The sequence below is a fragment of the Enterobacter cloacae complex sp. HYC033_NIDB genome (assembly GCF_056673335.1).
The window spans coordinates 58,696-82,648 of the sequence record NZ_CP115123.1 but is presented as its reverse complement, the minus strand read 5'-3'; the positions used below and the strand labels follow the sequence as shown (position 1 = coordinate 82,648).

23 protein-coding genes and 1 riboswitch are annotated in these 23,953 nt (G+C 58.3%); of the genes, 7 read left to right on the top strand and 16 right to left on the bottom strand.

Annotated features, from left to right (window positions below):
* Nucleotides 1–75: 75 nt before the first annotated feature.
* From rpoD to rpsU, 3 genes are all read right to left on the bottom strand, one after another.
* On the bottom strand, nt 76–1,920 hold the full coding sequence (gene rpoD, locus O1721_RS00380) for an RNA polymerase sigma factor RpoD (RefSeq protein ID WP_015571912.1): 1,845 nt from the start codon (nt 1,918–1,920) through the stop codon (nt 76–78).
* Between the two features lie 152 nt (nt 1,921–2,072).
* The gene (gene dnaG, locus O1721_RS00375) at nt 2,073–3,818 is read right to left on the bottom strand and encodes a DNA primase (protein WP_003862574.1); all 1,746 of its coding nucleotides are present in this window, start codon (nt 3,816–3,818) and stop codon (nt 2,073–2,075) included.
* A 115-nt stretch (nt 3,819–3,933) separates the two neighbouring features.
* On the bottom strand, nt 3,934–4,149 hold the full coding sequence (gene rpsU / locus O1721_RS00370) for a 30S ribosomal protein S21 (RefSeq protein WP_001144069.1): 216 nt from the start codon (nt 4,147–4,149) through the stop codon (nt 3,934–3,936).
* Between the two features lie 236 nt (nt 4,150–4,385).
* Between rpsU and tsaD the strand changes: the two genes are divergently transcribed.
* Nucleotides 4,386–5,399 (top strand): tRNA (adenosine(37)-N6)-threonylcarbamoyltransferase complex transferase subunit TsaD, encoded by a 1,014-nt coding sequence (gene tsaD, locus O1721_RS00365; protein ID WP_015571911.1) that lies wholly within the window; start codon nt 4,386–4,388, stop codon nt 5,397–5,399.
* A gap of 72 nt (nt 5,400–5,471) precedes the next feature.
* Here the strand turns inward: tsaD and ureG are convergent, their stop codons facing one another.
* The 10 genes from ureG to plsY all read right to left on the bottom strand — a co-directional run bounded on the left by ureG (nt 5,472) and on the right by plsY (nt 13,287).
* Nucleotides 5,472–6,089 carry an urease accessory protein UreG gene (gene ureG / locus O1721_RS00360; protein WP_014071813.1) on the bottom strand — a complete coding sequence of 206 codons (618 nt, stop codon included), beginning with the start codon at nt 6,087–6,089 and terminating at the stop codon, nt 5,472–5,474.
* A gap of 9 nt (nt 6,090–6,098) precedes the next feature.
* The gene (locus tag O1721_RS00355; protein WP_032649588.1) at nt 6,099–6,773 is read right to left on the bottom strand and encodes an urease accessory protein UreF; all 675 of its coding nucleotides are present in this window, start codon (nt 6,771–6,773) and stop codon (nt 6,099–6,101) included.
* Nucleotides 6,773–7,312, bottom strand: a complete 540-nt coding sequence (locus O1721_RS00350; protein ID WP_015571909.1) for a HupE/UreJ family protein — start codon at nt 7,310–7,312, stop codon at nt 6,773–6,775. Before O1721_RS00350 ends, O1721_RS00355 begins: the two co-directional genes overlap by 1 nt.
* 9 nt (nt 7,313–7,321) lie before the next feature.
* Nucleotides 7,322–7,786 carry an urease accessory protein UreE gene (gene ureE / locus O1721_RS00345; RefSeq protein ID WP_017384028.1) on the bottom strand — a complete coding sequence of 155 codons (465 nt, stop codon included), beginning with the start codon at nt 7,784–7,786 and terminating at the stop codon, nt 7,322–7,324.
* A 9-nt stretch (nt 7,787–7,795) separates the two neighbouring features.
* Entirely contained in the window at nt 7,796–9,499 is a 1,704-nt protein-coding gene (gene ureC / locus O1721_RS00340) for an urease subunit alpha (protein ID WP_032649586.1), read from the bottom strand.
* Nucleotides 9,492–9,806 carry an urease subunit beta gene (locus O1721_RS00335; protein ID WP_015571906.1) on the bottom strand — a complete coding sequence of 105 codons (315 nt, stop codon included), beginning with the start codon at nt 9,804–9,806 and terminating at the stop codon, nt 9,492–9,494. Before O1721_RS00335 ends, ureC begins: the two co-directional genes overlap by 8 nt.
* A gap of 10 nt (nt 9,807–9,816) precedes the next feature.
* Nucleotides 9,817–10,119, bottom strand: coding sequence for an urease subunit gamma (locus O1721_RS00330; protein WP_003862556.1), 303 nt, complete (start codon nt 10,117–10,119; stop codon nt 9,817–9,819).
* A gap of 10 nt (nt 10,120–10,129) precedes the next feature.
* A complete protein-coding gene (locus O1721_RS00325; RefSeq protein WP_015571905.1) occupies nt 10,130–10,957 on the bottom strand; it encodes an urease accessory protein UreD in 828 nt (275 codons plus the stop codon).
* A 155-nt stretch (nt 10,958–11,112) separates the two neighbouring features.
* Nucleotides 11,113–12,579, bottom strand: coding sequence for an MFS transporter (locus O1721_RS00320; RefSeq protein ID WP_032649583.1), 1,467 nt, complete (start codon nt 12,577–12,579; stop codon nt 11,113–11,115).
* A gap of 93 nt (nt 12,580–12,672) precedes the next feature.
* Entirely contained in the window at nt 12,673–13,287 is a 615-nt protein-coding gene (gene plsY, locus O1721_RS00315) for a glycerol-3-phosphate 1-O-acyltransferase PlsY (RefSeq protein ID WP_003862548.1), read from the bottom strand.
* Nucleotides 13,288–13,394: 107 nt separating this feature from the next.
* Between plsY and folB the strand changes: the two genes are divergently transcribed.
* Complete coding sequence (gene folB / locus O1721_RS00310) at nt 13,395–13,763, top strand: bifunctional dihydroneopterin aldolase/7,8-dihydroneopterin epimerase (RefSeq protein ID WP_017384032.1); 369 nt, start codon at nt 13,395–13,397, stop codon at nt 13,761–13,763.
* Between the two features lie 106 nt (nt 13,764–13,869).
* Nucleotides 13,870–14,691 (top strand): undecaprenyl-diphosphate phosphatase, encoded by an 822-nt coding sequence (gene bacA, locus O1721_RS00305; protein ID WP_003862545.1) that lies wholly within the window; start codon nt 13,870–13,872, stop codon nt 14,689–14,691.
* A 13-nt stretch (nt 14,692–14,704) separates the two neighbouring features.
* On the opposite strand, the gene O1721_RS00300 is transcribed toward bacA, so the two are convergent.
* A complete protein-coding gene (locus O1721_RS00300; protein ID WP_017384033.1) occupies nt 14,705–15,946 on the bottom strand; it encodes a multifunctional CCA addition/repair protein in 1,242 nt (413 codons plus the stop codon).
* A gap of 60 nt (nt 15,947–16,006) precedes the next feature.
* On the bottom strand, nt 16,007–16,627 hold the full coding sequence (locus O1721_RS00295; protein ID WP_001303390.1) for a TIGR04211 family SH3 domain-containing protein: 621 nt from the start codon (nt 16,625–16,627) through the stop codon (nt 16,007–16,009).
* 237 nt (nt 16,628–16,864) lie between these two features.
* Between O1721_RS00295 and O1721_RS00290 the strand changes: the two genes are divergently transcribed.
* The 3 genes from O1721_RS00290 to hldE are packed head-to-tail and all read left to right on the top strand — an operon-like array spanning nt 16,865 to nt 22,514.
* Nucleotides 16,865–18,166, top strand: a complete 1,302-nt coding sequence (locus tag O1721_RS00290) for a CYTH domain-containing protein (RefSeq protein WP_023295460.1) — start codon at nt 16,865–16,867, stop codon at nt 18,164–18,166.
* 21 nt (nt 18,167–18,187) lie between these two features.
* Complete coding sequence (glnE, locus tag O1721_RS00285) at nt 18,188–21,043, top strand: bifunctional [glutamate--ammonia ligase]-adenylyl-L-tyrosine phosphorylase/[glutamate--ammonia-ligase] adenylyltransferase (RefSeq protein WP_032649580.1); 2,856 nt, start codon at nt 18,188–18,190, stop codon at nt 21,041–21,043.
* A 40-nt stretch (nt 21,044–21,083) separates the two neighbouring features.
* On the top strand, nt 21,084–22,514 hold the full coding sequence (gene hldE, locus O1721_RS00280; protein WP_015571898.1) for a bifunctional D-glycero-beta-D-manno-heptose-7-phosphate kinase/D-glycero-beta-D-manno-heptose 1-phosphate adenylyltransferase HldE: 1,431 nt from the start codon (nt 21,084–21,086) through the stop codon (nt 22,512–22,514).
* Between the two features lie 99 nt (nt 22,515–22,613).
* Here the strand turns inward: hldE and ubiK are convergent, their stop codons facing one another.
* Nucleotides 22,614–22,910, bottom strand: coding sequence for a ubiquinone biosynthesis accessory factor UbiK (gene ubiK, locus O1721_RS00275; RefSeq protein WP_000566823.1), 297 nt, complete (start codon nt 22,908–22,910; stop codon nt 22,614–22,616).
* Between the two features lie 120 nt (nt 22,911–23,030).
* Nucleotides 23,031–23,181, top strand: a riboswitch (FMN riboswitch).
* Between the two features lie 105 nt (nt 23,182–23,286).
* On the opposite strand from ubiK, the gene ribB reads away from it, so the two are divergent.
* Nucleotides 23,287–23,940 carry a 3,4-dihydroxy-2-butanone-4-phosphate synthase gene (gene ribB, locus O1721_RS00270; protein WP_015571897.1) on the top strand — a complete coding sequence of 218 codons (654 nt, stop codon included), beginning with the start codon at nt 23,287–23,289 and terminating at the stop codon, nt 23,938–23,940.
* Nucleotides 23,941–23,953: the final 13 nt, after the last annotated feature.

Here is a 23,953-nt window from a genome sequence, read left to right as displayed (position 1 = left end):
ATGCCCTCACCTACAGAGAGAGGGCATAAACAAAAAAAAAGCTCCCGCTTGGGAGCTTTTTCATTTCAGGACCGATTAATCGTCCAGGAAGCTACGCAGCACTTCAGAGCGGCTTGGGTGACGCAGCTTACGCAGCGCCTTCGCTTCGATCTGACGGATACGTTCGCGGGTAACGTCAAACTGTTTACCCACTTCTTCCAGCGTGTGGTCGGTGTTCATGTCGATACCGAAACGCATACGCAGCACTTTGGCTTCACGGGCGGTCAGGCCAGCCAGCACGTCGTGCGTAGCGGCACGCAGGCTCTCGGTGGTGGCAGAGTCCAGCGGCAGCTCGAGGGTGGTATCCTCGATGAAATCACCCAGATGCGAATCTTCATCATCACCGATTGGCGTTTCCATGGAGATTGGCTCTTTAGCGATTTTCAGCACTTTACGGATCTTGTCTTCCGGCATCAGCATGCGTTCAGCCAGCTCTTCCGGCGTCGGCTCGCGGCCCATCTCCTGCAACATCTGGCGAGAGATACGGTTGAGTTTGTTGATGGTCTCAATCATATGCACCGGAATACGGATGGTGCGCGCCTGGTCTGCGATAGAGCGGGTGATCGCCTGACGGATCCACCAGGTAGCATAGGTGGAGAACTTGTAACCACGACGGTATTCAAACTTATCTACCGCTTTCATCAGACCGATGTTGCCTTCCTGAATCAGATCCAGGAATTGCAGGCCACGGTTGGTGTATTTCTTGGCGATAGAGATAACCAGACGTAAGTTCGCTTCAACCATCTCTTTCTTCGCACGGCGGGCTTTCGCTTCACCGATGGACATACGACGGTTGATGTCTTTCACCTGCTCGATGGTCAGGCCGGTCTCTTCTTCAATCTGATGCAGTTTTTGCAGGCCGCGCTGTACGTCTTCTTTCACGTCGTGCAGCTTTTCAGACCACGGCTTGTTCATCGCGATAGCGGCGTTGAACCAGGTTTCGCTGGTTTCATTGCCGGTGAAGAGGGTAATGAAGTTCTTCTTCGGCATTTTGCACTGTTCAACGCACAGCTTCATGATGATACGTTCCTGGGTACGTACGCGATCCATCATCACGCGCATGCTGTTCACCAGGTAGTCGAACTGTTTTGGCACCAGGCGGAACTGTTTGAACACTTCAGACAGCTTCAGGATCTCTTCCTGAGCGGCGGCATGGCTGCGGCCTTTCGCTTTGATGGTGTCACGCGTCACTTCGTACTGGGTACGCAGCTCGGCAAACTTCTCACGCGCCAGTTCAGGGTCGATGCTGTTGTCATCGTCGCTGCTGTCGTCCTCTTCTTCTTCATCTTCGTCTTCGTCGTCATCCATCTCTTCCTGAGACAGCTCAGAACCGACGTGAGTGGCGGTTGGCGCCATATCTTCTTCAGCGTTCGGGTCGACAAAGCCAGTGATCAGATCGGACAGACGCGCTTCTTCCGCTTCGACGCGATCGTACTGCTCCAGCAGATAGGTAATCGCTTCCGGGTATTCGGCAACAGAGCACTGAACCTGGTTGATCCCGTCTTCGATGCGTTTTGCGATGTCAATTTCGCCTTCGCGGGTCAATAGTTCAACGGTACCCATTTCGCGCATGTACATACGGACCGGGTCAGTGGTACGCCCGATTTCAGATTCCACGCTGGACAGGACCTGTGCAGCAGCTTCTTCCGCATCTTCGTCAGTGTTGTTGGAGGTTTCAGCCAGCAACAGATCATCGGCATCCGGTGCTTCTTCCATCACCTGAATGCCCATGTCATTGATCATTTGGATGATATCTTCGATCTGATCTGAATCGACGATATCTTCCGGCAGATGGTCATTGACCTCGGCATAGGTCAGATAGCCTTGCTCCTTACCGCGTTGGACAAGAAGTTTCAGCTGTGACTGCGGGTTTTGCTCCATAAGACGGTATCCACACTTAATTCGTTTGATTGGTGTCGGCGATGGGCTGCCAACCTTTAAAGCGAGGGCGTACTTATATTTTTGCCGCTGCCTCTCAGTGCGGCTGCCGGGGGCTTCCCGATCGATATTCGGCACTTAAGCCGTTAAATTTTTTATTTCTTCGCCAGTTCCTGGTTAATCATCCAGAGCTCCCGGCGTTCTTCGCTGCTCAGGCCATGGGTGCGCTCGCGAGCTATCAACTCTTCCTGGCGCAACTCAAGCATCGAATCAAACATATGGTTGAGCGAGTCGGTGAACGTTTTTTCTGCGATATCCTTATCTGCTATATCGTCCCACATCGACAGTTTTTCAAGGGTAGCGGCCTCTTTTGTGCCGCGATAATGCTCTAAAAGTTGTCCGGTGGTCAGACCTGGCTGAGACAAACAAGTGTTGACCAATTCTGAAAATAAGCCAAGCCCGGGCAATTTTTCGTGGTTCAAACCCGCCAGCGACGGCACTTGCGGAGCAAGTTCGGGGTTTTGCACCAGCAACCCTATCAGTATACGCATGGTTGTGCGTTTTAGCTGAGGCGCGGGGCGAACCGTACCGTTTTCAGCCTGTTTCGGCATTAAACGTTCAAGCTGGCTGTCATCCAGAATGCCGAGCTTGTTGCCTAACTCCTGACGCAGATAGATGCGCAGCGTTTCGCCGGGCACCTGGCTGATTAACGGCAGCGCCAGCGTGCTGAGCTGCGCGCGCCCGTCAGGGGTACTCAAATCAACCTGCGGCATCAGGCTGTTAAACAGAAACGTGGAGAGCGGCTGAGCCTGCTCCATCCGCGCTTCAAACGCCGCTTTGCCCTCTTTACGCACCAGCGTATCCGGGTCTTCACCGTCGGGCAGGAACATAAAGCGTAGCTGACGCCCGTCGGTCATATACGGCAACGCGGTTTCCAGCGCTCGCCAGGCGGCGTCGCGTCCTGCGCGGTCACCGTCGTAACAGCAAATCACGTTGTTGGTGACGCGGAACAGCAGCTGGATATGGTCCGCCGTGGTGGACGTTCCCAGCGACGCAACGGCATAGTTAATGTCGTACTGCGCCAGCGCAACAACATCCATATAGCCTTCGACGACCAGAAGACGCGGAGGTTCCGCATTATCCTGCTGTGCCTCATAAAGACCGTAAAGCTGGCGGCCCTTATGGAAAATATCGGTTTCCGGGGAGTTAAGGTATTTCGGCAGGGCATCACCCAGCACGCGACCACCAAAACCTATCACCCGGCCACGCTTGTCGCGGATCGGGAACATCACCCGTTCACGGAAGCGGTCGTAGCTTCGTCCCTGGTCGTTGGTGACCAGCATGCCTGCGTCGATGAGGGATTTACGATCTTCGCTATTGCCGCCAAAACGCTTTAACACGTTGTCCCAGCCGGGCGGGGCGTAACCAATAGCGAAACGCGCAATCACATCGTCACTCAGTCCGCGCTTGTTCAGATACTGACGCGCAGGCTCAGCCGCAGAGTGCTTAAGAGACTGTTGGTAAAACGAATTCAGGCCATCCATCAGTTGGTACAGCGTTTGCCGCTGATGGCGCTCGATCTGACTTGGCCCACTGCCTGCTTCATACGGCACTTCAAGGTTATGCATCGCCGCCAGCTCTTCGACGGTTTCAACGAACTCGAGCTTGTCGTAGTTCATCAAAAAATCGACGGCATTACCGTGTGCGCCACAGCCGAAGCAATGGTAGAACTGTTTTTCACCGTTTACGGTGAAAGAGGGGGTTTTTTCGTTATGGAACGGACAGCACGCATGGTAGTTCTTGCCCTGCTTTTTTAGCTTCACCCGCGCGTCGATGAGATCGACGATGTCGGTTCTGGCAAGCAGGTCATTGATGAAAACGCGTGGGATTCTTCCGGCCATATGCCCCAAAAATTTAAGCGACTTATAAACGAAAACAAGCCGCGCATTCCTTCCGGAAGCACGGCCTTACGACTACAACTCTGTCTGTCAATTGAGGGCTGTGGCCCTCAACAGATTAGTACAGACGAGTACGGCGTGCGTTTTCGCGAGCCAGTTTCTTCGCGTGACGTTTCACAGCGGAAGCTTTAGCGCGCTTACGTTCGGTCGTTGGTTTTTCATAAAACTCACGACGACGAACTTCAGCCAGAACACCTGCTTTCTCGCATGAACGTTTGAAGCGACGCAGTGCTACGTCGAACGGCTCGTTTTCACGTACTTTAATTACCGGCATGTAACTCTCACCTTTAATAAATTCGGTTTGCCGCTGGCATCAACGCCAGCTTATTTCAAAATGGTGCGGAATTTTACTGCAAATGCTGCTGCTTTGTAAAGCACCGATGCGATTTTGAAAGGGACTTTAATAAGGGTGAGGAGTATACACGAGGCTTCTTCCTGGGGCGAACAAAGTTTTACAACAATCCGCCCAGGCTCTACACTGCGCGGTATTGAAACGAGGTAAAACAAGTCATGCGTGTACTGGGTATTGAAACATCCTGCGATGAAACCGGCATCGCGATTTACGACGACGAAAAAGGGCTTCTGGCCAACCAGCTGTATAGTCAGGTGAAATTGCACGCTGATTACGGCGGCGTCGTGCCTGAACTGGCCTCTCGTGACCACGTGCGTAAAACGGTTCCCCTGATTCAGGCGGCGCTTAAAGAGGCCGGGTTGAGTGCAAAAGATATTGATGCCGTGGCCTATACCGCAGGGCCGGGCCTGGTCGGCGCGCTGCTGGTCGGCGCAACGGTAGGGCGTTCGCTGGCCTTCGCGTGGGATGTTCCGGCCATTCCGGTTCACCATATGGAAGGGCATCTTCTGGCGCCGATGCTGGAAGACAATCCGCCAGAGTTCCCGTTTGTGGCGCTCCTGGTTTCCGGTGGGCATACCCAGCTGATTAGCGTAACGGGCATTGGCAAGTACGCGCTGCTGGGCGAGTCGATCGACGATGCTGCCGGTGAAGCCTTCGACAAAACCGCCAAGCTGCTGGGGCTGGATTACCCGGGTGGCCCGATGCTGTCGAAAATGGCGTCGCAGGGAACGGAAGGGCGCTTTGTCTTCCCGCGGCCGATGACCGACCGTCCGGGGCTGGATTTCAGCTTCTCTGGCCTGAAAACTTTCGCGGCGAATACGATCCGTAATAACGATGACAGCGAGCAGACCCGCGCCGATATCGCCCGTGCGTTCGAAGACGCGGTGGTGGATACGCTGATGATCAAGTGCAAGCGCGCGCTGGATCAGACCGGCTTTAAGCGTCTGGTGATGGCGGGCGGCGTGAGCGCTAACCGTACGCTGCGTGCGAAGCTTGCTGAGATGATGCAAAAGCGTCGCGGGGAAGTGTTCTACGCGCGTCCTGAATTTTGCACCGATAACGGGGCGATGATCGCCTACGCCGGGATGGTGCGTCTGAACGCCGGCGCAACGGCTGACCTGAGCGTGTCTGTGCGTCCGCGCTGGCCGCTGGCGGAACTGCCTGAGGCGTGAGTTTCTTTGCCCGGTGGCGCTGCGCTTACCGGGCCTACAAGATCCACGTGTGCTAACGTGCAATAAACCACCCTACACCCGCAACATTCCTTTCTCTTCCAGAAACGCAATAATCGTCGCTAAACCGTCACCCGCTTTCAGGTTGGTAAACGTCCACGGACGCTCGCCGCGCATGCGATTAGTGTCGCGCTCCATTACCTCCAGCGACGCCCCCACGTACGGCGCGAGGTCGGTTTTGTTGATCACCAGAAAATCGGATTTGGTGATCCCCGGCCCGCCCTTGCGCGGGATTTTTTCCCCTTCGGCCACGTCGATGACGTAGATGGTGAGGTCCGCCAGCTCCGGGCTGAAGGTCGCGCTCAGGTTATCCCCGCCGCTTTCCACGAAGATCAGATCCAGATTGCCGAACTTCTCGCTGAGTGCTTCCACCGCCGCCAGGTTCATTGAGGCATCTTCGCGGATGGCGGTGTGCGGACAGCCGCCCGTTTCCACCCCCACGATGCGCTCTGGCTCCAGCGCACCCGCCTCGGTCAGGATGCGCTGATCCTCTTTGGTGTAGATATCGTTGGTCACCACCGCCAGGTGATAGGTGTCGCGCATCGCCTTGCAGAGCGCTTCCAGCAGGGCGGTTTTGCCCGACCCTACCGGGCCGCCCACGCCAACGCGCAGGGGATGTTTGTAATCAGCCATGTTGACTCCTCAGGAACGGAATAGTCGTGAATATTGGGTTTCATGGCGCGCGGAGGCGATGGCCGACAGCGGCGTAGCGGCCCCCAGCGCGTCGTCGCCACGTAAAAATGCCTGTTCAAACCCGGCGGCAAAATGGTCGCTCAGGTCGATAATCAGCTGTTGTGCGGCCTGCTGCCCAAACGGTACCAGCTTGACGCCCGCCATCACCGCGCTCTCTATCCAGCTGTAGCCCAGGCTCAGCGCCAGCTCGCGCGCGTTAATGCCCCAGCGCACGCCGAGCCACGCCATGCCGCCGAGCTGGCTTCGCATCAACAGCGGCAGCCATTCTGGCGGGCAGTCAGGTTCCCAGCTCTTAATCAGCCGCGTAAAGGCTGCCCCACGGTTGCGTTCTTCATCGCGCAGCTCGCGCGTTTCCCGGCAGGCGAGCAGGTATGCCGTCCAGCGTTTTGCTGCCGCGATGTCCTGCTTCGCGCAGGCACAATACAGGCGGATAAACAGCGGAAGGTCGACGCAGAAAAAGCTCTGCTCCATCTGCTGGATCTGCCAGCGCCTGAAGGCCTCAGCGTCCGTGACCCACCCGGCCTCAACGGCCCACTCCAGCCCCTGCGACCAGGTAAACGATCCGACCGGCAGGCTACTGCTGGAGAGCTGCATCAGGCGCAGCCGCTGGCGGGCGTGCTCCATCAGCTCATCAGCGCCAGCAGGGCGGAGACGATCAGCCCGCCGCCGAAGGTTTTACGCAGGCCGTCGTGACGGCGCAGCAGCAGCCCTGCCGCGAAGCTGGCACACAGCACCGTGGCGCTGGCTAACATAAACCCGCTGGTGAAGAGCCAGAAGCTGTGGCCGGACATCTCCACGCCGTGCGCCCAGCCGTGGAACATCGCCAGGGCTGGCACCGCCAGCAGCAGGCGATTTTCAGTCTTAAACATCATCACGCCGCAGACCGCCAGCGAGGCGATAATCAGCATCTCCATGCCGCTAAAGCCGCCGAGCAGGCTGCCCGCAACGGCACCAGCAAGCATCATGCCGAGCGTCGCTAACGGCAACAGCAGCTTGCGGCCGCTCAGGGCGGAGAGCACGCCAGCCCCCGTCAGCATCAGCAGGTGATCCAGCCCGGTCAGCGGATGGAGAAATCCGGCCTGGAAGCTGTCGGTCCCGTGGCCGGGATGGGCGAGCGCGGGAACGGAAAAAGCCAGCAGTAACAGCGGTAAGTACTTGCGCATGATGAGTCCTTAATGTGAATGAGCGTGAGAGTGGCTATGGCTGTGGGCATCGCTGGTGTAAGCGCCCGCTTCCGGTTCAAATGGCAGGCTGGCGAAGGTCACCTCCAGCCCGAACTGACGCAGCATATCGTCGAGGACGTGGTCGTGGTGGTAGCGCAGTTCGCCAGGCATTATTTGCAGCGGTACGTGACGATTGCCCAGGTGATAACAGGCGCGGGCGAGCAGGAACGGGTCGGCGCAGCGCACCACGGAAACCGACTCTGGGGCGGCGATCACTTCGATCACCTCGCTGCCATCGTCGGTAGTCAGCAGGTCGCCCCCGCGCAGCAGCAGGCCGCGCGGCAGCATTAGCCCGGCTTCGCGGCCGTCGTTCAGCGCCACGCGGGCGCGGCTTTTTACCCGCACATCAATCGGTAGCGTGACGCTGGCGGTAATCGGATGCGCATGGTCCAGGCGTTGGGTTAAATAGATCATCATGACTCCTCAAAACAGAAAATAGCGTTGCGCCATCGGCAAAACCTCTGCCGGTTCGCTGGTGATCAATTCGCCGTCGACGCGTACCTCATAGGTTTGCGCGTCAACGGTGATATTCGGCTGTAAATCGTTGTGGATCATGTCGGCCTTTTTCACCGACCGGCAGCCTCTCACCACCGCGGTGGCGCTTTGCAGTCCGAGCCGTTGCGGAATGCCGCTGGCATCAGCAGCCTGAGAGACAAACGTCAGCCGCGTGGCGTGGCGTGCGGCACCAAGGGCACCAAACATCGGGCGGTAATGTACCGGCTGCGGCGTGGGGATCGAGGCGTTGATGTCGCCCATCGGCGCGCAGGCGATCATCCCGCCTTTGACGATGGTGGCGGGTTTGACGCCAAAGAAGGCGGGGGACCAGACCACCAGATCCGCCAGCTTGCCCGCCTCAATAGAACCGACCTCATGGGCGATGCCGTGGGTCAGCGCCGGGTTGATGGTGTATTTGGCGACATAGCGCTTCACGCGGAAGTTATCGTTATCGCCGGTCTCTTCCGGCAGTGCGCCGCGCTGCACCTTCATGCGGTGCGCCACCTGCCAGGTGCGGATAATCACTTCCCCCACGCGGCCCATTGCCTGTGAATCTGACGAGGTGAGCGAGAACGCGCCGATATCGTGCAGCACGTCTTCGGCGGCGATGGTCTCCCGGCGAATGCGGGATTCGGCAAACGCCACGTCCTCGGCGATATCCGGGTCGAGGTGATGGCAAACCATCAGCATGTCTAGGTGCTCGTCGATGGTGTTGACCGTGTAGGGCAGCGTCGGGTTGGTGGAGGAGGGCAGAATATTCGGGTGCGCGCAGGCGGTGATGATATCCGGCGCATGGCCGCCGCCCGCCCCTTCGGTGTGGAAGGTGTGGATGGTGCGCCCGGCGATGGCGGCCAGCGTGTCTTCGACAAAACCGGACTCGTTCAGCGTGTCGCTGTGCAGCGCCACCTGAATATCCATCTCTTCAGCGACCTCCAGCGAACAGTTGATGGCCGCAGGCGTCGCGCCCCAGTCTTCGTGGATCTTAAGCCCGATGGCACCTGCGGCGATCTGCTCGCGCAGCGCGTCCGGGTTGGAGCCGTTCCCTTTACCCAGCAGGCCAATATTCACCGGTAGCGTATCGGCTGCCTGCAACATGCGGGCGATATACCACGGCCCCGGTGTGCAGGTGGTGGCGTTTGTGCCTGCCGCAGGCCCGGTGCCGCCGCCGATCATGGTGGTGACGCCAGACACCAGCGCCTCTTCCGCCTGCTGCGGACAGATCCAGTGGATGTGGGTGTCGATCCCGCCGGCGGTGACAATCCTCCCTTCGGCGGCGATCACTTCCGTTGCCGCGCCAATCGGGATCGTCACGCCGGGCTGGATGTCCGGGTTTCCGGCTTTGCCGACGGCGAAGATCCGCCCATCTTTTACGCCGATATCCGCTTTCACGATCCCCCAGTGATCGACGATCAGCGCGTTGGTGAGCACCAGATCCACGCAGTCGTCGGCGGTCATCTGCCCCTGTCCCATGCCGTCGCGGATCACTTTTCCGCCGCCGAATTTAACCTCTTCGCCGTAGATCGTGAGATCGTCTTCCACTTCGATCCACAGCTCGCTGTCGGCCAGCCGCACTTTATCCCCGGTAGTGGGGCCGAACATATCGGCATACGCCCGGCGTGAAATCTCAGCCATGTTTCACCTCGCCCATGACCTCGCCGCGAAAACCGAAAATGCGCTGTGCGCCCGTCACCTGCACCAGCGTCACTTCCCGCTTCTGGCCGGGCTCGAAGCGCACGGCAGTGCCGGCAGGGATGTTCAGCCGGTAACCTCGGGTGGCTTCGCGATCGAACTTCAGCGCCGGGTTGACCTCGTAAAAGTGGTAGTGCGATCCCACCTGGATCGGCCTGTCGCCGTGGTTTTCCACGATCACACTTCGGGTTTCGCGCCCGACGTTGAGAGCAATGTTGCCGGACTGGATCCGGTATTCGCCTGGGATCATCACGCGCTCCTTACACGATCGGGTTGTGGACGGTGACGAGCTTGGATCCGTCCGGAAAGGTGGCTTCCACCTGGATATCCGGGATCATCTCCGGCACGCCTTCCATCACCTGATCGCGCGTCAGGACGTGGCGGCCGGCTTCCATCAGCGAGGCGACGGTTTCGCCATCGCGCGCGCCTTCCATAATAAAGGCGCTGATCAGCGCGACCGATTCCGGGTAATTGAGCTTTACCCCGCGCGCGAGGCGGCGTTCGGCAACCAGCGCGGCGGTGAACAGCAACAGCTTGTCTTTTTCTCTGGGAGTCAGTTCCATAGCGTTTCTCTTATGTTTGCCAGATGCGCGGCGAACAGGCGGTTTTGGAAGTTAAAAGCGGGCGAAGCGACTGCCAGATATCGCGCATCACCCGCTGACAAATCAGGTTGTCGTGGGAGAGAAAACGCACCGACAGCAGATCGTCGGTGAGCGTCGCCCCGCCAACGTTTTCCAGCGGGGCGAGAAGCGCACGCACCGCGTCGAGAAGTGCTTCCCGGGCCGGATAGAACAGCAGCGTGCCGACCCACGGATGGTCCGCGACGGGCGTCAGATCGCCACCGCTGAGATGCAGTCGCTCAATCAGACGCGGCTCGCCATCCACCCACACCTCAAGGCGGTTCTCCAGCGTGCCGTGGCTGAAGGTTTCGTTTATCACCGGACGGCCCAGACAGTACAGCTCCCACGCCAGCAGCGTGCTGGTGGCGTGCAGGTGAAAGACGGAACGCAGCGCGGCGTTAGCGCCGGGGAAAATAATGGTGTCCTGCGGCAGCCACTCCAGCGTGGCCTCTTCGTCGAGGTAAAAATGCTGACTGAGGCAGGCCAGCGGGCCGTTGCTGCGATAGAACTTACTGGCGCCGGGCATGGTGATGAGGGCATGGCTTTTGGCGTCGAGCCGCACGGAAATATCCAGCGTATCTCCGCCCACAATTCCGCCTGGCGGGTGCAGCAGGTAAAGGTGGCAGGTTTCCCCTTCGGGATAAAACGGACGCTGAACGGTGAGCGGCCCGCTGTGACGCGCGGAATGGAGAAGGGTTTTCTCAGGGGTATGACAAAACTGGAGGGCAAGCGAGGCCTGCCAGCCTTTGTATGAATTATCAGTGACCTGAGTTGCTAACATGGTGCTTCCATTTCCACACTATCGGGGTACGTTTCAGTATGCCCTGGCGTAAATGAAGGCTGTCATATGAGTCGCTTATGGATAAAAAAACGGCTCATGTGAGCCGGTTTCAGTAATGCAGGCCGGGTAAGCGCAGCGCCACCCGGCAAGAAAGGCTAGCGATAATCCTCTGCATCCACATCATACCCCGACGGCTCCCAGCGGATCGCCAGCAGCGACGCCAGACCGATAAACGGCGCCAGCGCAATCACCCAGAACACGGCGGTATCCAGCGAGGCGACCAGCAGCGGGAACAGAAACAGTGACAGCGTTGAACTGCTGCGCATCAGCGTCTGGTTAAGCCCCACACCCACGCCGCGCAGCGAGGTCGGGTAGCTCAGGGAGGCAAACGTCATGGTATGCGCACCTGGACCAAAACCCTGACCAAACAGGAACAGCGCCAGCATCGCGACGGCGACCACGCCTTCCGTAGCCCCGTCAGGGCGGCCAATCAGCGCCAGGCCGAGCAGTGCCGCAAGCTGGCACGCATAACCCGCCAGTGACATCCGCCATGCGCCGAAGCGCGGAACATAGCGCACCGCCAGCAGCCCGCCGACAAATGCGAACAGCAGGTTAAGCGCCAGCGAGATCAGAATGGTGGTCAGCATCGACTGCACAAAGAAGCTGGAGATGATCACCGGCAGGCCAAAGGCTACGGCGTTATAGGCGAACGAGGAGACCACTGACAGCAGCGTGGCGAGCGTGGTACGCCGCAGATAGATACCGCGGAACAGGTTCAGGTAGTTCGACCATTTTGCCTTGTTCACGACAGGCGCGGGCTGGTCGAGCGCATCCTGCGGTACGTGGGCATTAATGTTGTAAGACTGCCGCAGGATGGACGCCGCCTCCTTCAGATTGCCCTGATTCGCCGCCCAGACCGGGGATTCGCTCATATAGCGGCTGCGGATGGCGATAATCACCAGCGCGGGCACCGCGCCAAAGCCAAGGATCAGGCGCCAGAGCCAGTCGCTGTGGCTTTCCGGCAGCACGGCGTAAAAGAAGAGCACCAGAAGATAAGAGATGCTGATGGCCGCATACCAGGTGGGGCACCACATTGCGACGCTGGAGGCTTTATTCCCCGGGCCTTTCAGCCTGGCGAACTCGCTGAGAAATGCCATCGCCACGGGAAGGTCGATCCCCACGCCAAGACCCATCACAAAGCGCGCGCCCGCCAGCACATATTCGTTCGGGGCCAGCGCACAGGCGATGGCGGCCACCACGAAGAACACCATGTCGGCCATAAAGACGCGGTAGCGCCCGATTTTATCCGTAAGATAGCCGCCGAGCAGCGCCCCGACAATCGCACCAAACGTAATGGCTGAAGCCACCATGCCGGTACCGGCGGGCGTCAGGTTAAATTCGCGGGTGATGTCTTTGATGCCGAATGCCAGCGCGCCGAGATCGTAGGCATCGAGGAAAATTCCCCCGAGCGCGATACCGACCACGATGCGGGCATTGGCCCGGCCCTGAGAGCCGTCATTAACGAGACGTGAAACGTCCGATGCGCTGCGTACCCACCTGATGTCGCCATCCGGGGTATTTCCTGCCGCTGGAAGGGGAGTTGAATCTGTGATTTCTGCCATTTTCTTTTTTGTGTGGTTGTGTTGTGTCTCTAACAGTTACCACAGGCAGAAGGTGACAAAAATCACATTTGGTTATAAGGCATAACGAACGGTTTACTGAGCGTCTTTCTTTTTACGCCTGAGCTTCGTCCAGATCTTCGTTTCCTGACGACGCCACAGGCGCTGAATGTTGTCGTGGTGGCGCAACAGGATCAGACACGAGAGCATCGACACCGGGAAGGTAAACTGCGGTTTAAACCACCAGACATAGAACGGGGCGATCAGCGCGCTGACGATGGCGCCCAGCGACGAATAACCGCTCAGCAGGATGGTCAGCAGCCAGGTGCCCGCCATCACGCCGGTGAGATCCCAGCCGATCGGCGCAATCGCGCCAAACGCGGTGGCCACGCCTTTACCGCCTTTAAAACCAAAGAAAACAGGCCAGATGTGGCCGACGCAGGCGGCGATGGCAATCAGCCCCAGCCAGAAGGGTGTGACGCCGAGCGCATACGCGCCCCAGACGGGAAGCATTCCTTTCAGAACATCAAAAATCAAAACCGCTACGGCTGCTCCCTTGCCGCCAATTCGTAGTACATTGGTCGCCCCCGGATTCCCGGAACCACTTTCACGCGGGTCAGGCAACCCGGCGATGCGGCAGACCAGAATGGCGCTGGAGATTGAGCCGCAAAGGTAGGCGAGGATAATCATTCCAGGCGCGATTGCACTCATAACGCTGTTCCGTTTTGAAAATGTATCTGTATTCTCAGCATCTGTGGATAATACGCATAATTCGCCGGAAGTGGTATCCGGTTTAGCCAAAAAGCAGGCAGGTCGTGATGGATATTGTATTTATAGAGCAACTTTCGGTAATCACCACAATTGGTGTTTACGACTGGGAACAGACCATCGAGCAGAAACTGGTGTTCGATATCGAAATGGGCTGGGACAACCGCAAGTCAGCAAAAAGCGATGATGTGAATGACTGTCTGAGCTACGCCGACATCAGTGAAACGGTCATCGCCCATGTGGAAGGGCAACGTTTTGCGCTGGTAGAACGCGTGGCGGAAGAGGTAGCAGACCTGCTGCTGAGCAGATTTAACTCCCCATGGGTGCGCATTAAGCTAAGCAAGCCGGGAGCGGTGGCGCGCGCCGCCAATGTAGGCGTGATCATCGAGCGTGGCACAAATCTGAAAGGAAAGATTTAACGTCATAATAGCTAAACCATTTTAGGTTATATCGGTCTTAAAGCTGTATCTTTCACGGTTGTCCGCGTGGGACACCGTTTTTTTATATCTTTTTAGGGGTTTATAGATGAGCGATATGCACTCGCTGCTGGTGGCGGCAATACTGGGTGTGGTCGAAGGATTGACGGAGTTTTTGCCGGTGTCCAGTACGGGCCATATGATTATCGTTGGCCATCTCCTGGGCTTTGAAGGCGATACCGCAAAGACGTTTGAGGTGGTTATTCAGCTGGGCTCTATCCTGGCGGTGGTCGTGATGTTCTGGCGACGTCTGTTTGGTCTGATCGGTATCCACTTCGGGCGTTTGCCGCAGCGTGAAGGAGAGGGCAAAGGGCGCCTGACGCTGATTCATATTCTGCTCGGGATGATCCCGGCGGTGGTGCTGGGGCTGGTGTTCCACGACACCATTAAATCGCTCTTCAACCCGATTAACGTGATGTACGCGCTGGTTGTCGGCGGCTTCCTGCTGATTGCCGCCGAAGTGCTGAAGCCAAAAACCCCGCGTGCGGAAGGTCTGGACGATATGACGTATCGCCAGGCGTTTATGATTGGCTGCTTCCAGTGTCTGGCGCTGTGGCCGGGCTTCTCCCGTTCAGGGGCAACCATTTCCGGCGGGATGCTGATGGGCGTGAGCCGTTACGCGGCGTCTGAGTTCTCGTTCCTGCTGGCGGTGCCGATGATGATGGGCGCCACCGCGCTGGATCTCTACAAAAGCATCGGCTTCCTGACCGTGGGCGACATTCCGATGTTCGCCGTGGGCTTTATCACCGCCTTTATCGTGGCGCTGATCGCCATCAAAACCTTCCTGCAACTGATTAAGCGTATTTCGTTTATTCCGTTCGCGATCTACCGCTTTATCGTCGCGGCTGCCGTGTACGTGGTCTTCTTCTGATGACCGACCGCCCTCAGTCTTTCGGCTGAGGGCAACGTTTTTCCTTCCACGCTGCAACCGCATCAATCCGCCGCTTCGTCAGCTCTTCGCGGATCGCCGGGCCTTTAAATCCTGCCTCCACCACCTCTTTTGTTGGCACCGCTTTCGCCACGTCCCACGCCTCACGCAGCAAACGACCTTGTGGATAATCGGACGCTTCAAACCCGGTGCGGCCGCGCACGTCGGCTTCGCTGGTCAGCGCAATTTGCTCCACGCGCTGCGGTTTGCGCCAGGCGTCGATGTTATCAAACAGCCTGACGATGGTGGCGGGTTTCAGGATCGGGAAGGTGTGGATCAGGTCGTGAAACTCGGCCACCAGTTTTGCCAGATCGCGAATGTCATTCGGCACGCGCAGGCGCTGGCAAAGCCCTTCAACCAGCTTCACGCCAGCCGGACCGTGCCCGTGGTGGCGTGGCCACAACTCCTTTGGCGTTAACCCTTTGCCGAGGTCATGGCAGAGGGTGGAAAAGCGCACGTCCACCTCCGGGCTGAGCATGGCGGCCATGCTCAGCGTCATCAGGGTGTGAATGCCGGTATCAATTTCCGGGTGCCATTTCGCCGGGGCGGGCACGCCAAACAGCGCATCTATTTCCGGGAATAGCACTTTCAGCGCCCCGCAGTCGCGCAGTACCTGGAAAAAGACCTGTGGATTGCGGGTAGTCAGGGCGTTTTCGGTCTCTTTCCAGACGCGTTCTGGCGTCAGATGTTCCAGCTCGCCCGCGTCGGTCATGGCCGTCATCAGCGCCATCGTCTCGTCGGCGATGCGGAAGCTGAGATGGGCATAACGGGCGGCAAAACGCGCCACGCGCAGTACGCGTAACGGATCTTCAGAAAAGGCGGGGGAAATATGGCGTAAAAGACGGTCGCGCAGATCGTTCTGGCCGCCGTAGACGTCGATAATATGGCCTTTTTCGTCCTGCGCCAGGGCATTAATGGTGAGATCGCGGCGCAGTAAGTCCTGCTCCAGCGTCACATCCGGCGCGGCATAGCAGGTGAAGCCGGTATAACCGGAACCGGATTTCCGTTCGGTACGCGCCAGGGCGTACTCTTCCCGGCTTTTCGGATGGAGGAACACAGGAAAATCGCGGCCTACCTGCTGGTAGCCCGCGTCAATCATCGCTTCGGGCGTGGCACCGACCACGACCCAGTCTTTATCTTTGACCGGCAGACCTAATAACGCATCACGTACCGCACCACCGACCAGATAACTCTTCACGCCAACACTCCCGTTTTCTCTTTTCGCAAGATGATACGTAAGTGTGGCAGAGAAGACGAGTTAGTTCATCCAGCGGTCTTTACGTTTACGGCTCGGGATAAGGTGAGGAAGCACCAGACCCAGCACCAGACCGACGCCAAGCACCCCGCCGCCATACATAAACCACTGCATGATGATGGTGCGTTGTTTGTCATCCAGCTGTAGATTCGCGGCGTTCACTTTCTTCTGCGCGACGATGAGCTCATTTTTCAGCTTCTGATTTTCATCTTTCAGACCGGCGATCACGCTGTCGCTTTGCGCCACTTTCTGCTGCATCTCTGCGGTGCGCTGGTTCCAGGTGCCGTCAATGTTGTTCAGCTTATCGGTCAGGGTTTTCACCTGATTTTCCAGGTCCGGCACGCGGGTGCGCAGGCTTGGCACCGTGCTCAGCTCTTTCAGCGGGATCCATGAGGTGCGGCCAGAGCTGTCACGAACCTGACCGTAATTGGTGTCTGCATTGGTTTGCAGCAGAGTCACTTCCTCGCCGGCATTTACCGTACCCACGAGGCGATAATTGTCTCCAGGGCCGCTGCGTACCCAGGTATTCAGTTCATCAGAAACGTAACGTTTCTCTTCAGCGTGGACCGCGGTTGCGGCGCTAAAAGCGAGTAAAGTAAGTCCAATCAGGCGTAATTTAAGCATATCAGTCGTTATTTTCATAAAAAGTGGAACGATAGTAGTGGTATCAGTGTCGCTACGCAAAGGATTCATCATCAATCGGAATCATCTGTGTCATGATTTCCACCGCTTTAAACTTTTACGCCCGTCAAATTGCTCATTGCGTGGCAATTTGGCGCAAAATACTATGTACTGACAAACAAATGGCGAGGAAGTTCGCCTTCATCGACGCGTCTGTGACGCACGCAAAAGTACAAGGCTATGGCACAAGAGATCGAATTAAAGTTTATCGTCGAAAAAGACAGCGCTGACGCGCTCCGCCAGCATCTGAACACGCTGTCCGGCGAGCACCATGAACCCGTACAGCTGCTCAACATCTATTACGAAACGCCGGACAACTGGCTGCGCAACCACGATATGGGCCTGCGCATCCGGGGTGCGAACGGGCGCTACGAGATGACGATGAAAATCGCCGGTCGCGTGGTGGGCGGTTTGCACCAGCGTCCGGAATACAATATCGACATCAGTAAGCCAGAACTTGAGCTGGATCGTTTTCCGGCGGAAGTGTGGCCGGAAGGGACGCTGCCCGCAACGCTGTCGGCAGAGGCGCAACCGCTGTTCAGCACCGATTTCTGGCGCGAAAAATGGCTGGTGTCGGAAGGCAAGAGCCGCATTGAGATCGCGTTCGATCGGGGTGAAATTAAGGCGGGTGAAGAGCAGGAGCCGATCTGCGAATTGGAACTCGAACTGCTGGAAGGCGAGGCGAGCGACGTGCTGAAGCTGGCGCACAAGCTGGTGAACCAGCCTGGCCTGCGTCAGGGCAGCCTGAGTAAAGCGGCACGCGGCTATCACCTGGCCGCCGGGAATGCGCCGCGCGTGCTGCGAGAAACCCCGATTCTGCGCGTTGTGCCGAAAGCCTCCGTTGAGCAGGGCATGGAAGCGGCGCTGGAGCTGGCGCTCTCTCAGTGGCAGTACCACGAGGAGCTGTGGGCGCGTAACGTGAAAAATGCCAAAAAACAGGTGCTGGCCGCTATGGGGCTGGTGCGTCATACCCTGACGCTCTTTGGCGGCATTGTACCGCGTAAAGCCAGCACTCACTTACGTGATTTGCTCACTCAAACCGAAACGCTGATGCTTTCCGACGTGTCGGCACAAACGGCGATCTACAGCCCGCAAAACGCCGGCGCGAAACTGGCGCTGACCGAGTTTCTGGTGACGCGCGGCTGGCGCACGTTCCTCGATGCGAAAGGGCAGACCAAAATTGCGGAAAACTTCAAACGTTTTGCGGATATCCACCTCTCCCGTCACGCGGCCGAGCTGAGAACCACCTTTGCGCATCCGCTGGGCGACCAGTATGGCGATCAGCTTCCCCGCCTGGCGCGTAACATCGACAGCATGTTGCTGCTGTCAGGTGCGTATGAGGGCGTTAAGGCGCAGGCCTGGCTGGAGAACTGGCAGGGGCTGAAGCATGCCATCGAGACCCGTCAGCAGATCGAAATCGAGCATTTCCGCAACGAGGCCATTTCGCAGGATCCGTACTGGCTGCACAGCGGAAAACGTTAATTCTGGCAAGGAAACTCTGATATGCCGCTTTCTTCGCAGTTACAGCAGCACTGGCAGACCGTTTGCGAACGCCTGCCTGAGTCGTTACCCGCGTCATCGTTAAGCGAGCAGGCGAAAAGCGTGCTCACGTTCAGTGATTTTGTGCAGGAGAGCGTCAGCGCCAACCCGGACTGGCTGGCAGAGCTGGAAAGCGCGCCGCCGCAGGCTGACGAGTGGCGGCATTATGCTGGCTGGCTGCAAACCGCGCTGGCAGAGGTGGCAGATGAAGCCACGCTGATGCGCGTTCTGCGTCAGTTCCGCCGCCGGGTGATGGTACGCATTGCCTGGGCGCAGGCGCTGGAGCTGGTGAGCGAAGAGAGCACCTTGCAGCAGTTGAGCGAACTGGCGCAGACGCTGATTGTCGCCGCGCGGGACTGGCTCTACGCCGCCTGCTGTAAAGAGTGGGGCACGCCGTGCAACGACGAAGGGGTTCCGCAACCGCTGTTGATTCTGGGGATGGGCAAGCTGGGCGGCTGCGAGCTTAATTTCTCCTCAGACATCGATCTGATTTTTGCCTGGCCGGAGAACGGCTCCACGCGCGGCGGTCGTCGCGAGCTGGACAACGCCCAGTTCTTTACTCGCCTGGGGCAGCGGCTGATTAAGGCACTGGATCAGCCCACCCAGGATGGTTTTGTCTACCGCGTGGATATGCGTTTGCGTCCGTTTGGCGACAGCGGTCCGCTGGTGCTGAGCTTTGCCGCGCTGGAAGATTATTACCAGGAGCAGGGTCGCGACTGGGAGCGTTACGCGATGGTCAAAGCGCGGATCATGGGTGACAGCGACGATGCCTGGGCCAACGAGCTGCGCGCCATGCTGCGCCCGTTTGTGTTCCGCCGCTACATCGACTTCAGCGTGATCCAGTCCCTGCGAAATATGAAAGGGATGATTGCCCGCGAGGTGCGTCGCCGTGGTCTGAAGGACAATATCAAGCTCGGCGCGGGCGGTATTCGTGAGATCGAATTTATCGTCCAGGTCTTTCAGCTGATACGCGGTGGGCGTGAACCTTCTCTGCAATCCCGCTCGCTGCTGCCGACGCTGAGCGCTATCGAGCAGCTGCATCTGCTGCCGGAAGGCGATGCGCAAACGCTGCGTGACTCTTATCTCTTCCTGCGTCGTCTGGAAAATTTGCTGCAAAGTATCAACGACGAACAGACCCAGACGTTACCGGGCGACGAGCTGAACCGGGCGCGTCTGGCCTGGGGGATGCGGGTGGATGACTGGGCGGCGCTGGCGCAACGGCTGGAAGCGCATATGGCGGGCGTGCGCCGCATCTTTAACGATCTGATCGGCGACGACGAAAGCGAATCGCAGGACGATGCGCTCTCCGAGCACTGGCGCGAGCTGTGGCAGGACGCGCTCCAGGAAGATGACACCACGCCGGTGCTGGCGCACTTAAGCGACGATGCCCGCCATCGCGTGGTGGCGCTGATTGCCGATTTCCGCTTCGAACTGAACAAACGCGCCATTGGCCCACGCGGTCGTCAGGTGCTGGATCATCTGATGCCGCATCTGCTGAGCGATGTATGCTCCCGCGAGGATGCGCCGGTGCCGCTGTCGCGCATGATGCCGCTGCTGAGCGGGATCGTCACGCGTACCACTTACCTTGAACTGTTAAGCGAGTTTCCCGGCGCGCTGAAGCACCTGATTTCTCTCTGCGCCGCCTCGCCGATGGTGGCGAACAAGCTGGCGCGTTATCCGCTGCTGCTGGACGAACTGCTCGACCCGAATACGCTGTATCAGCCGACGGCGACGGACGCCTACCGCGACGAGCTGCGTCAGTATCTGCTGCGCGTACCGGAAGAGGACGAAGAGCAACAGCTTGAGGCGCTGCGTCAGTTTAAGCAGGCGCAGATGCTGCGCGTGGCGGCGGCAGATATCGCCGGCACCCTGCCGGTAATGAAAGTGAGCGATCACTTAACCTGGCTGGCGGAAGCGATCATCGACGCGGTTGTCCATCAGGCGTGGGTGCAGATGGTGGCCCGCTACGGGCAGCCGAAACACCTTGCAGAGCGCGAAGGCCGCGGTTTTGCGGTGGTGGGTTACGGCAAGCTGGGCGGCTGGGAGCTGGGCTACAGCTCCGATCTGGATCTGATTTTCCTCCACGACTGTCCGGCAGACGTCATGACCGACGGCGAACGTGAGATTGACGGGCGGCAGTTCTACCTGCGTCTGGCCCAGCGCATTATGCACCTGTTCAGCACCCGCACCTCATCCGGCATTCTGTATGAAGTGGATGCGCGTCTGCGCCCGTCCGGCGCGGCAGGCATGCTGGTCACCTCGACGGAGGCTTTCGCCGACTATCAGAAGAACGAAGCCTGGACGTGGGAGCATCAGGCGCTGGTGCGCGCCCGCGTGGTATACGGCGATCCGCAGCTCAAAACGCAGTTCGATGCGATCCGCAAGGCGGTCATGACGACCCCGCGCGAGGGCAGTACGCTGCAAACCGAAGTGCGGGAAATGCGGGAGAAGATGCGCGCGCACCTTGGCAACAAACATCGCGATCGCTTTGATATTAAAGCCGATGAAGGCGGCATTACCGATATCGAGTTTATCACTCAGTACCTGGTGCTGCTGCACGCGCACGATAAGCCGAAGCTGACCCGCTGGTCGGATAACGTGCGCATACTGGAACTGCTGGCGCAGAACGACATTATGGATGAGCAGGAGGCGCAGGCATTAACCCGCGCCTACACCACGCTGCGTGATGAGTTGCACCATCTGGCCTTACAGGAACAGCCGGGCCATGTGGCGCTGGACTGTTTCGCCGATGAACGCGCGCAGGTGACCACAAGCTGGCAGAAGTGGCTGGTGGAACCGTGCGTAACAAAACAAGTGTGATATTATCGCGCGCAAATTGTGAATCTTTCTGGAGTCAGGAATGAAAGTAACACTGCCAGAGTTTGAACGTGCTGGAGTTATGGTTGTCGGTGATGTGATGCTGGATCGCTACTGGTATGGGCCGACCAGCCGTATCTCTCCGGAAGCGCCGGTGCCGGTAGTTAAGGTCGACACCATTGAAGAGCGTCCAGGCGGCGCGGCAAACGTGGCGATGAACATAGCCTCGCTGGGCGCGCATTCGCGTCTGGTGGGCCTGACCGGCATTGACGATGCGGCGCGTGCCCTGAGTCAGTCGCTGGCGGACGTGAACGTGAAGTGCGACTTCGTTTCTGTTCCGACACACCCGACCATCACCAAGCTGCGCGTGCTGTCGCGTAACCAGCAGCTGATCCGCCTCGATTTCGAAGAAGGATTCGAAGGCGTTGATCCTGAGCCTCTGCACGAGCGTATTAGCCAGGCGCTGGGCAATATCGGCGCGCTGGTGCTGTCTGATTATGCCAAAGGCGCGCTGGCGAGCGTGCAGACCATGATCCAGCTGGCGCGTAAAGCCAGCGTACCGGTGCTGATCGATCCGAAAGGCACCGATTTCGAGCGCTATCGCGGCGCAACCCTGCTGACGCCAAACCTCTCTGAGTTCGAAGCGGTGGCGGGCAAGTGCAAAACTGAAGAAGAGCTGGTTGAGCGCGGCATGAAAATCATCGCTGATTTCGAGCTGTCTGCGCTGCTGGTGACCCGTTCCGAGCAGGGCATGACGCTGCTGCAACCGGGCAAGGCGCCGCTGCATATGCCAACCCAGGCGCAGGAAGTGTACGACGTGACCGGTGCCGGTGATACGGTGATTGGCGTGCTGGCGGCGACGCTGGCGGCGGGTAACTCCCTGGAAGAAGCGTGCTACTTCGCGAACGCCGCGGCGGGCGTGGTCGTTGGTAAACTCGGGACCTCCACCGTTTCGCCAATCGAGCTGGAAAACGCGGTGCGTGGGCGTGCGGATACCGGCTTTGGCGTCATGACCGAAGACGAGCTGAAAGTGGCCGTTGCTGCCGCGCGCAAACGCGGTGAAAAAGTAGTGATGACTAACGGTGTGTTCGACATCCTGCATGCGGGTCATGTCTCGTATCTGGCGAATGCGCGTAAGCTGGGCGATCGCCTGATTGTGGCGGTCAACAGCGATGCCTCAACCAAACGTCTGAAGGGTGAAACACGTCCGGTGAACCCGCTGGAGCAGCGCATGATAGTGCTCGGCGCGCTGGAAGCGGTGGACTGGGTGGTCTCATTTGAAGAAGACACCCCGCAGCGCCTGATTGCCGGAATTCTGCCTGACCTGCTGGTGAAGGGCGGTGATTACAAACCAGAGCAAATCGCAGGTAGCGAAGAGGTCTGGGCGAATGGCGGTGAAGTGATGGTGCTCAACTTTGAGGACGGGTGTTCAACCACCAACATCATTAAGAAGATCCAGAAAGACAGTCAGTAAAAAACGGGCCAACAGGCCCGTTTTTTTATGTCGGGTGGCGGCTGCGCCTTACCCGACCTACGCGTTCATGTAGCCGCCACCGGGCACAGCAGGCCGCACTTATGCCTGGTCATCCACCGGTGGAATAGCTGGCGCTGGCTTCACTTCTTCCGGCGCATTGCGGCTCTCCAGCTCGCTCAGACGTTGCTCCAGCAGCGCCAGCTTCTCGCGGGTGCGCAGCAGCACCTGAGTCTGCACATCAAACTCTTCGCGGCTGACTAAATCAAGGCGAACCAACTGTGCCTGCAACGTCTGGCGGATTTTCTTCTCAACGTCATCACCAAACTCACGAATACCTTTCGGCATGGACTCATGAACCTGACGCGCGATCTGCTCAATTTTCTTTGGGTCAATCATTGTCGTTTCCCTTGATGAAAAGGTGTTAGTGCCTATTGTAGCGCGTCATGCCGTGGGTTAAACAAAATTGTTTGAAGCTTATGCATTGCCCAGGGTAATCAATAGCGTTATAGTTATCTCGCTTATTCTCAGGGCGGGGCGAAATTCCCCACCGGCGGTAAATCAGCTTAACGCTGAAAGCCCGCGAGCGCTTTGGGTGAATTCTCAAAGGTCAGCAGATCCGGTGTAATTCCGGGGCCGACGGTTAGAGTCCGGATGGGAGAGAGTAACGATCCAGTCGGGCATGGCCCGCTCACGTTATTTTTTTGCCGCTAGTACGGCGCTCCTAAGACTGCCCTGATTCTGGTAACCATAAAGTTAATGAGGTTTTTTTACCATGAATCAGACGCTACTTTCCTCTTTTGGCACTTCAACTCAACGTGTTGAACATGCACTGGATGCACTGCGCGAAGGCCGCGGTGTGATGGTGCTTGACGATGAAAACCGTGAAAACGAAGGCGACATGATTTTTGCCGCCGAGAACATGACCGTTGAGCAGATGGCGCTGACCATCCGTCACGGTAGCGGCATCGTATGCCTGTGCATCACCGAAGACCGTCGCAAGCAGCTTGATCTGCCGATGATGGTTGAAAACAACACCAGCGCCTTTGGTACCGGCTTCACCGTGACCATTGAAGCAGCGCATGGCGTAACCACCGGTGTGTCGGCGGCTGACCGCCTGACTACCGTGCGTGCAGCGATTGCTGATGGTGCGAAACCATCCGATCTGCACCGCCCTGGTCACGTCTTCCCGCTGCGCGCGCAGCCGGGCGGCGTGCTGACCCGTGGTGGTCATACCGAAGCGACCATCGATCTGGTGACGCTGGCTGGCTTCAAACCCGCAGGCGTGCTGTGCGAACTGACCAACGATGATGGCACCATGGCGCGCGCGCCGGAGTGCATCACCTTTGCGCGACTGCACAATATGCCAGTGGTGACGATTGAAGATCTGGTTGAGTACCGCCGGGCGCACGAGCGCAAAGCCAGCTAAACATGCTGATGTG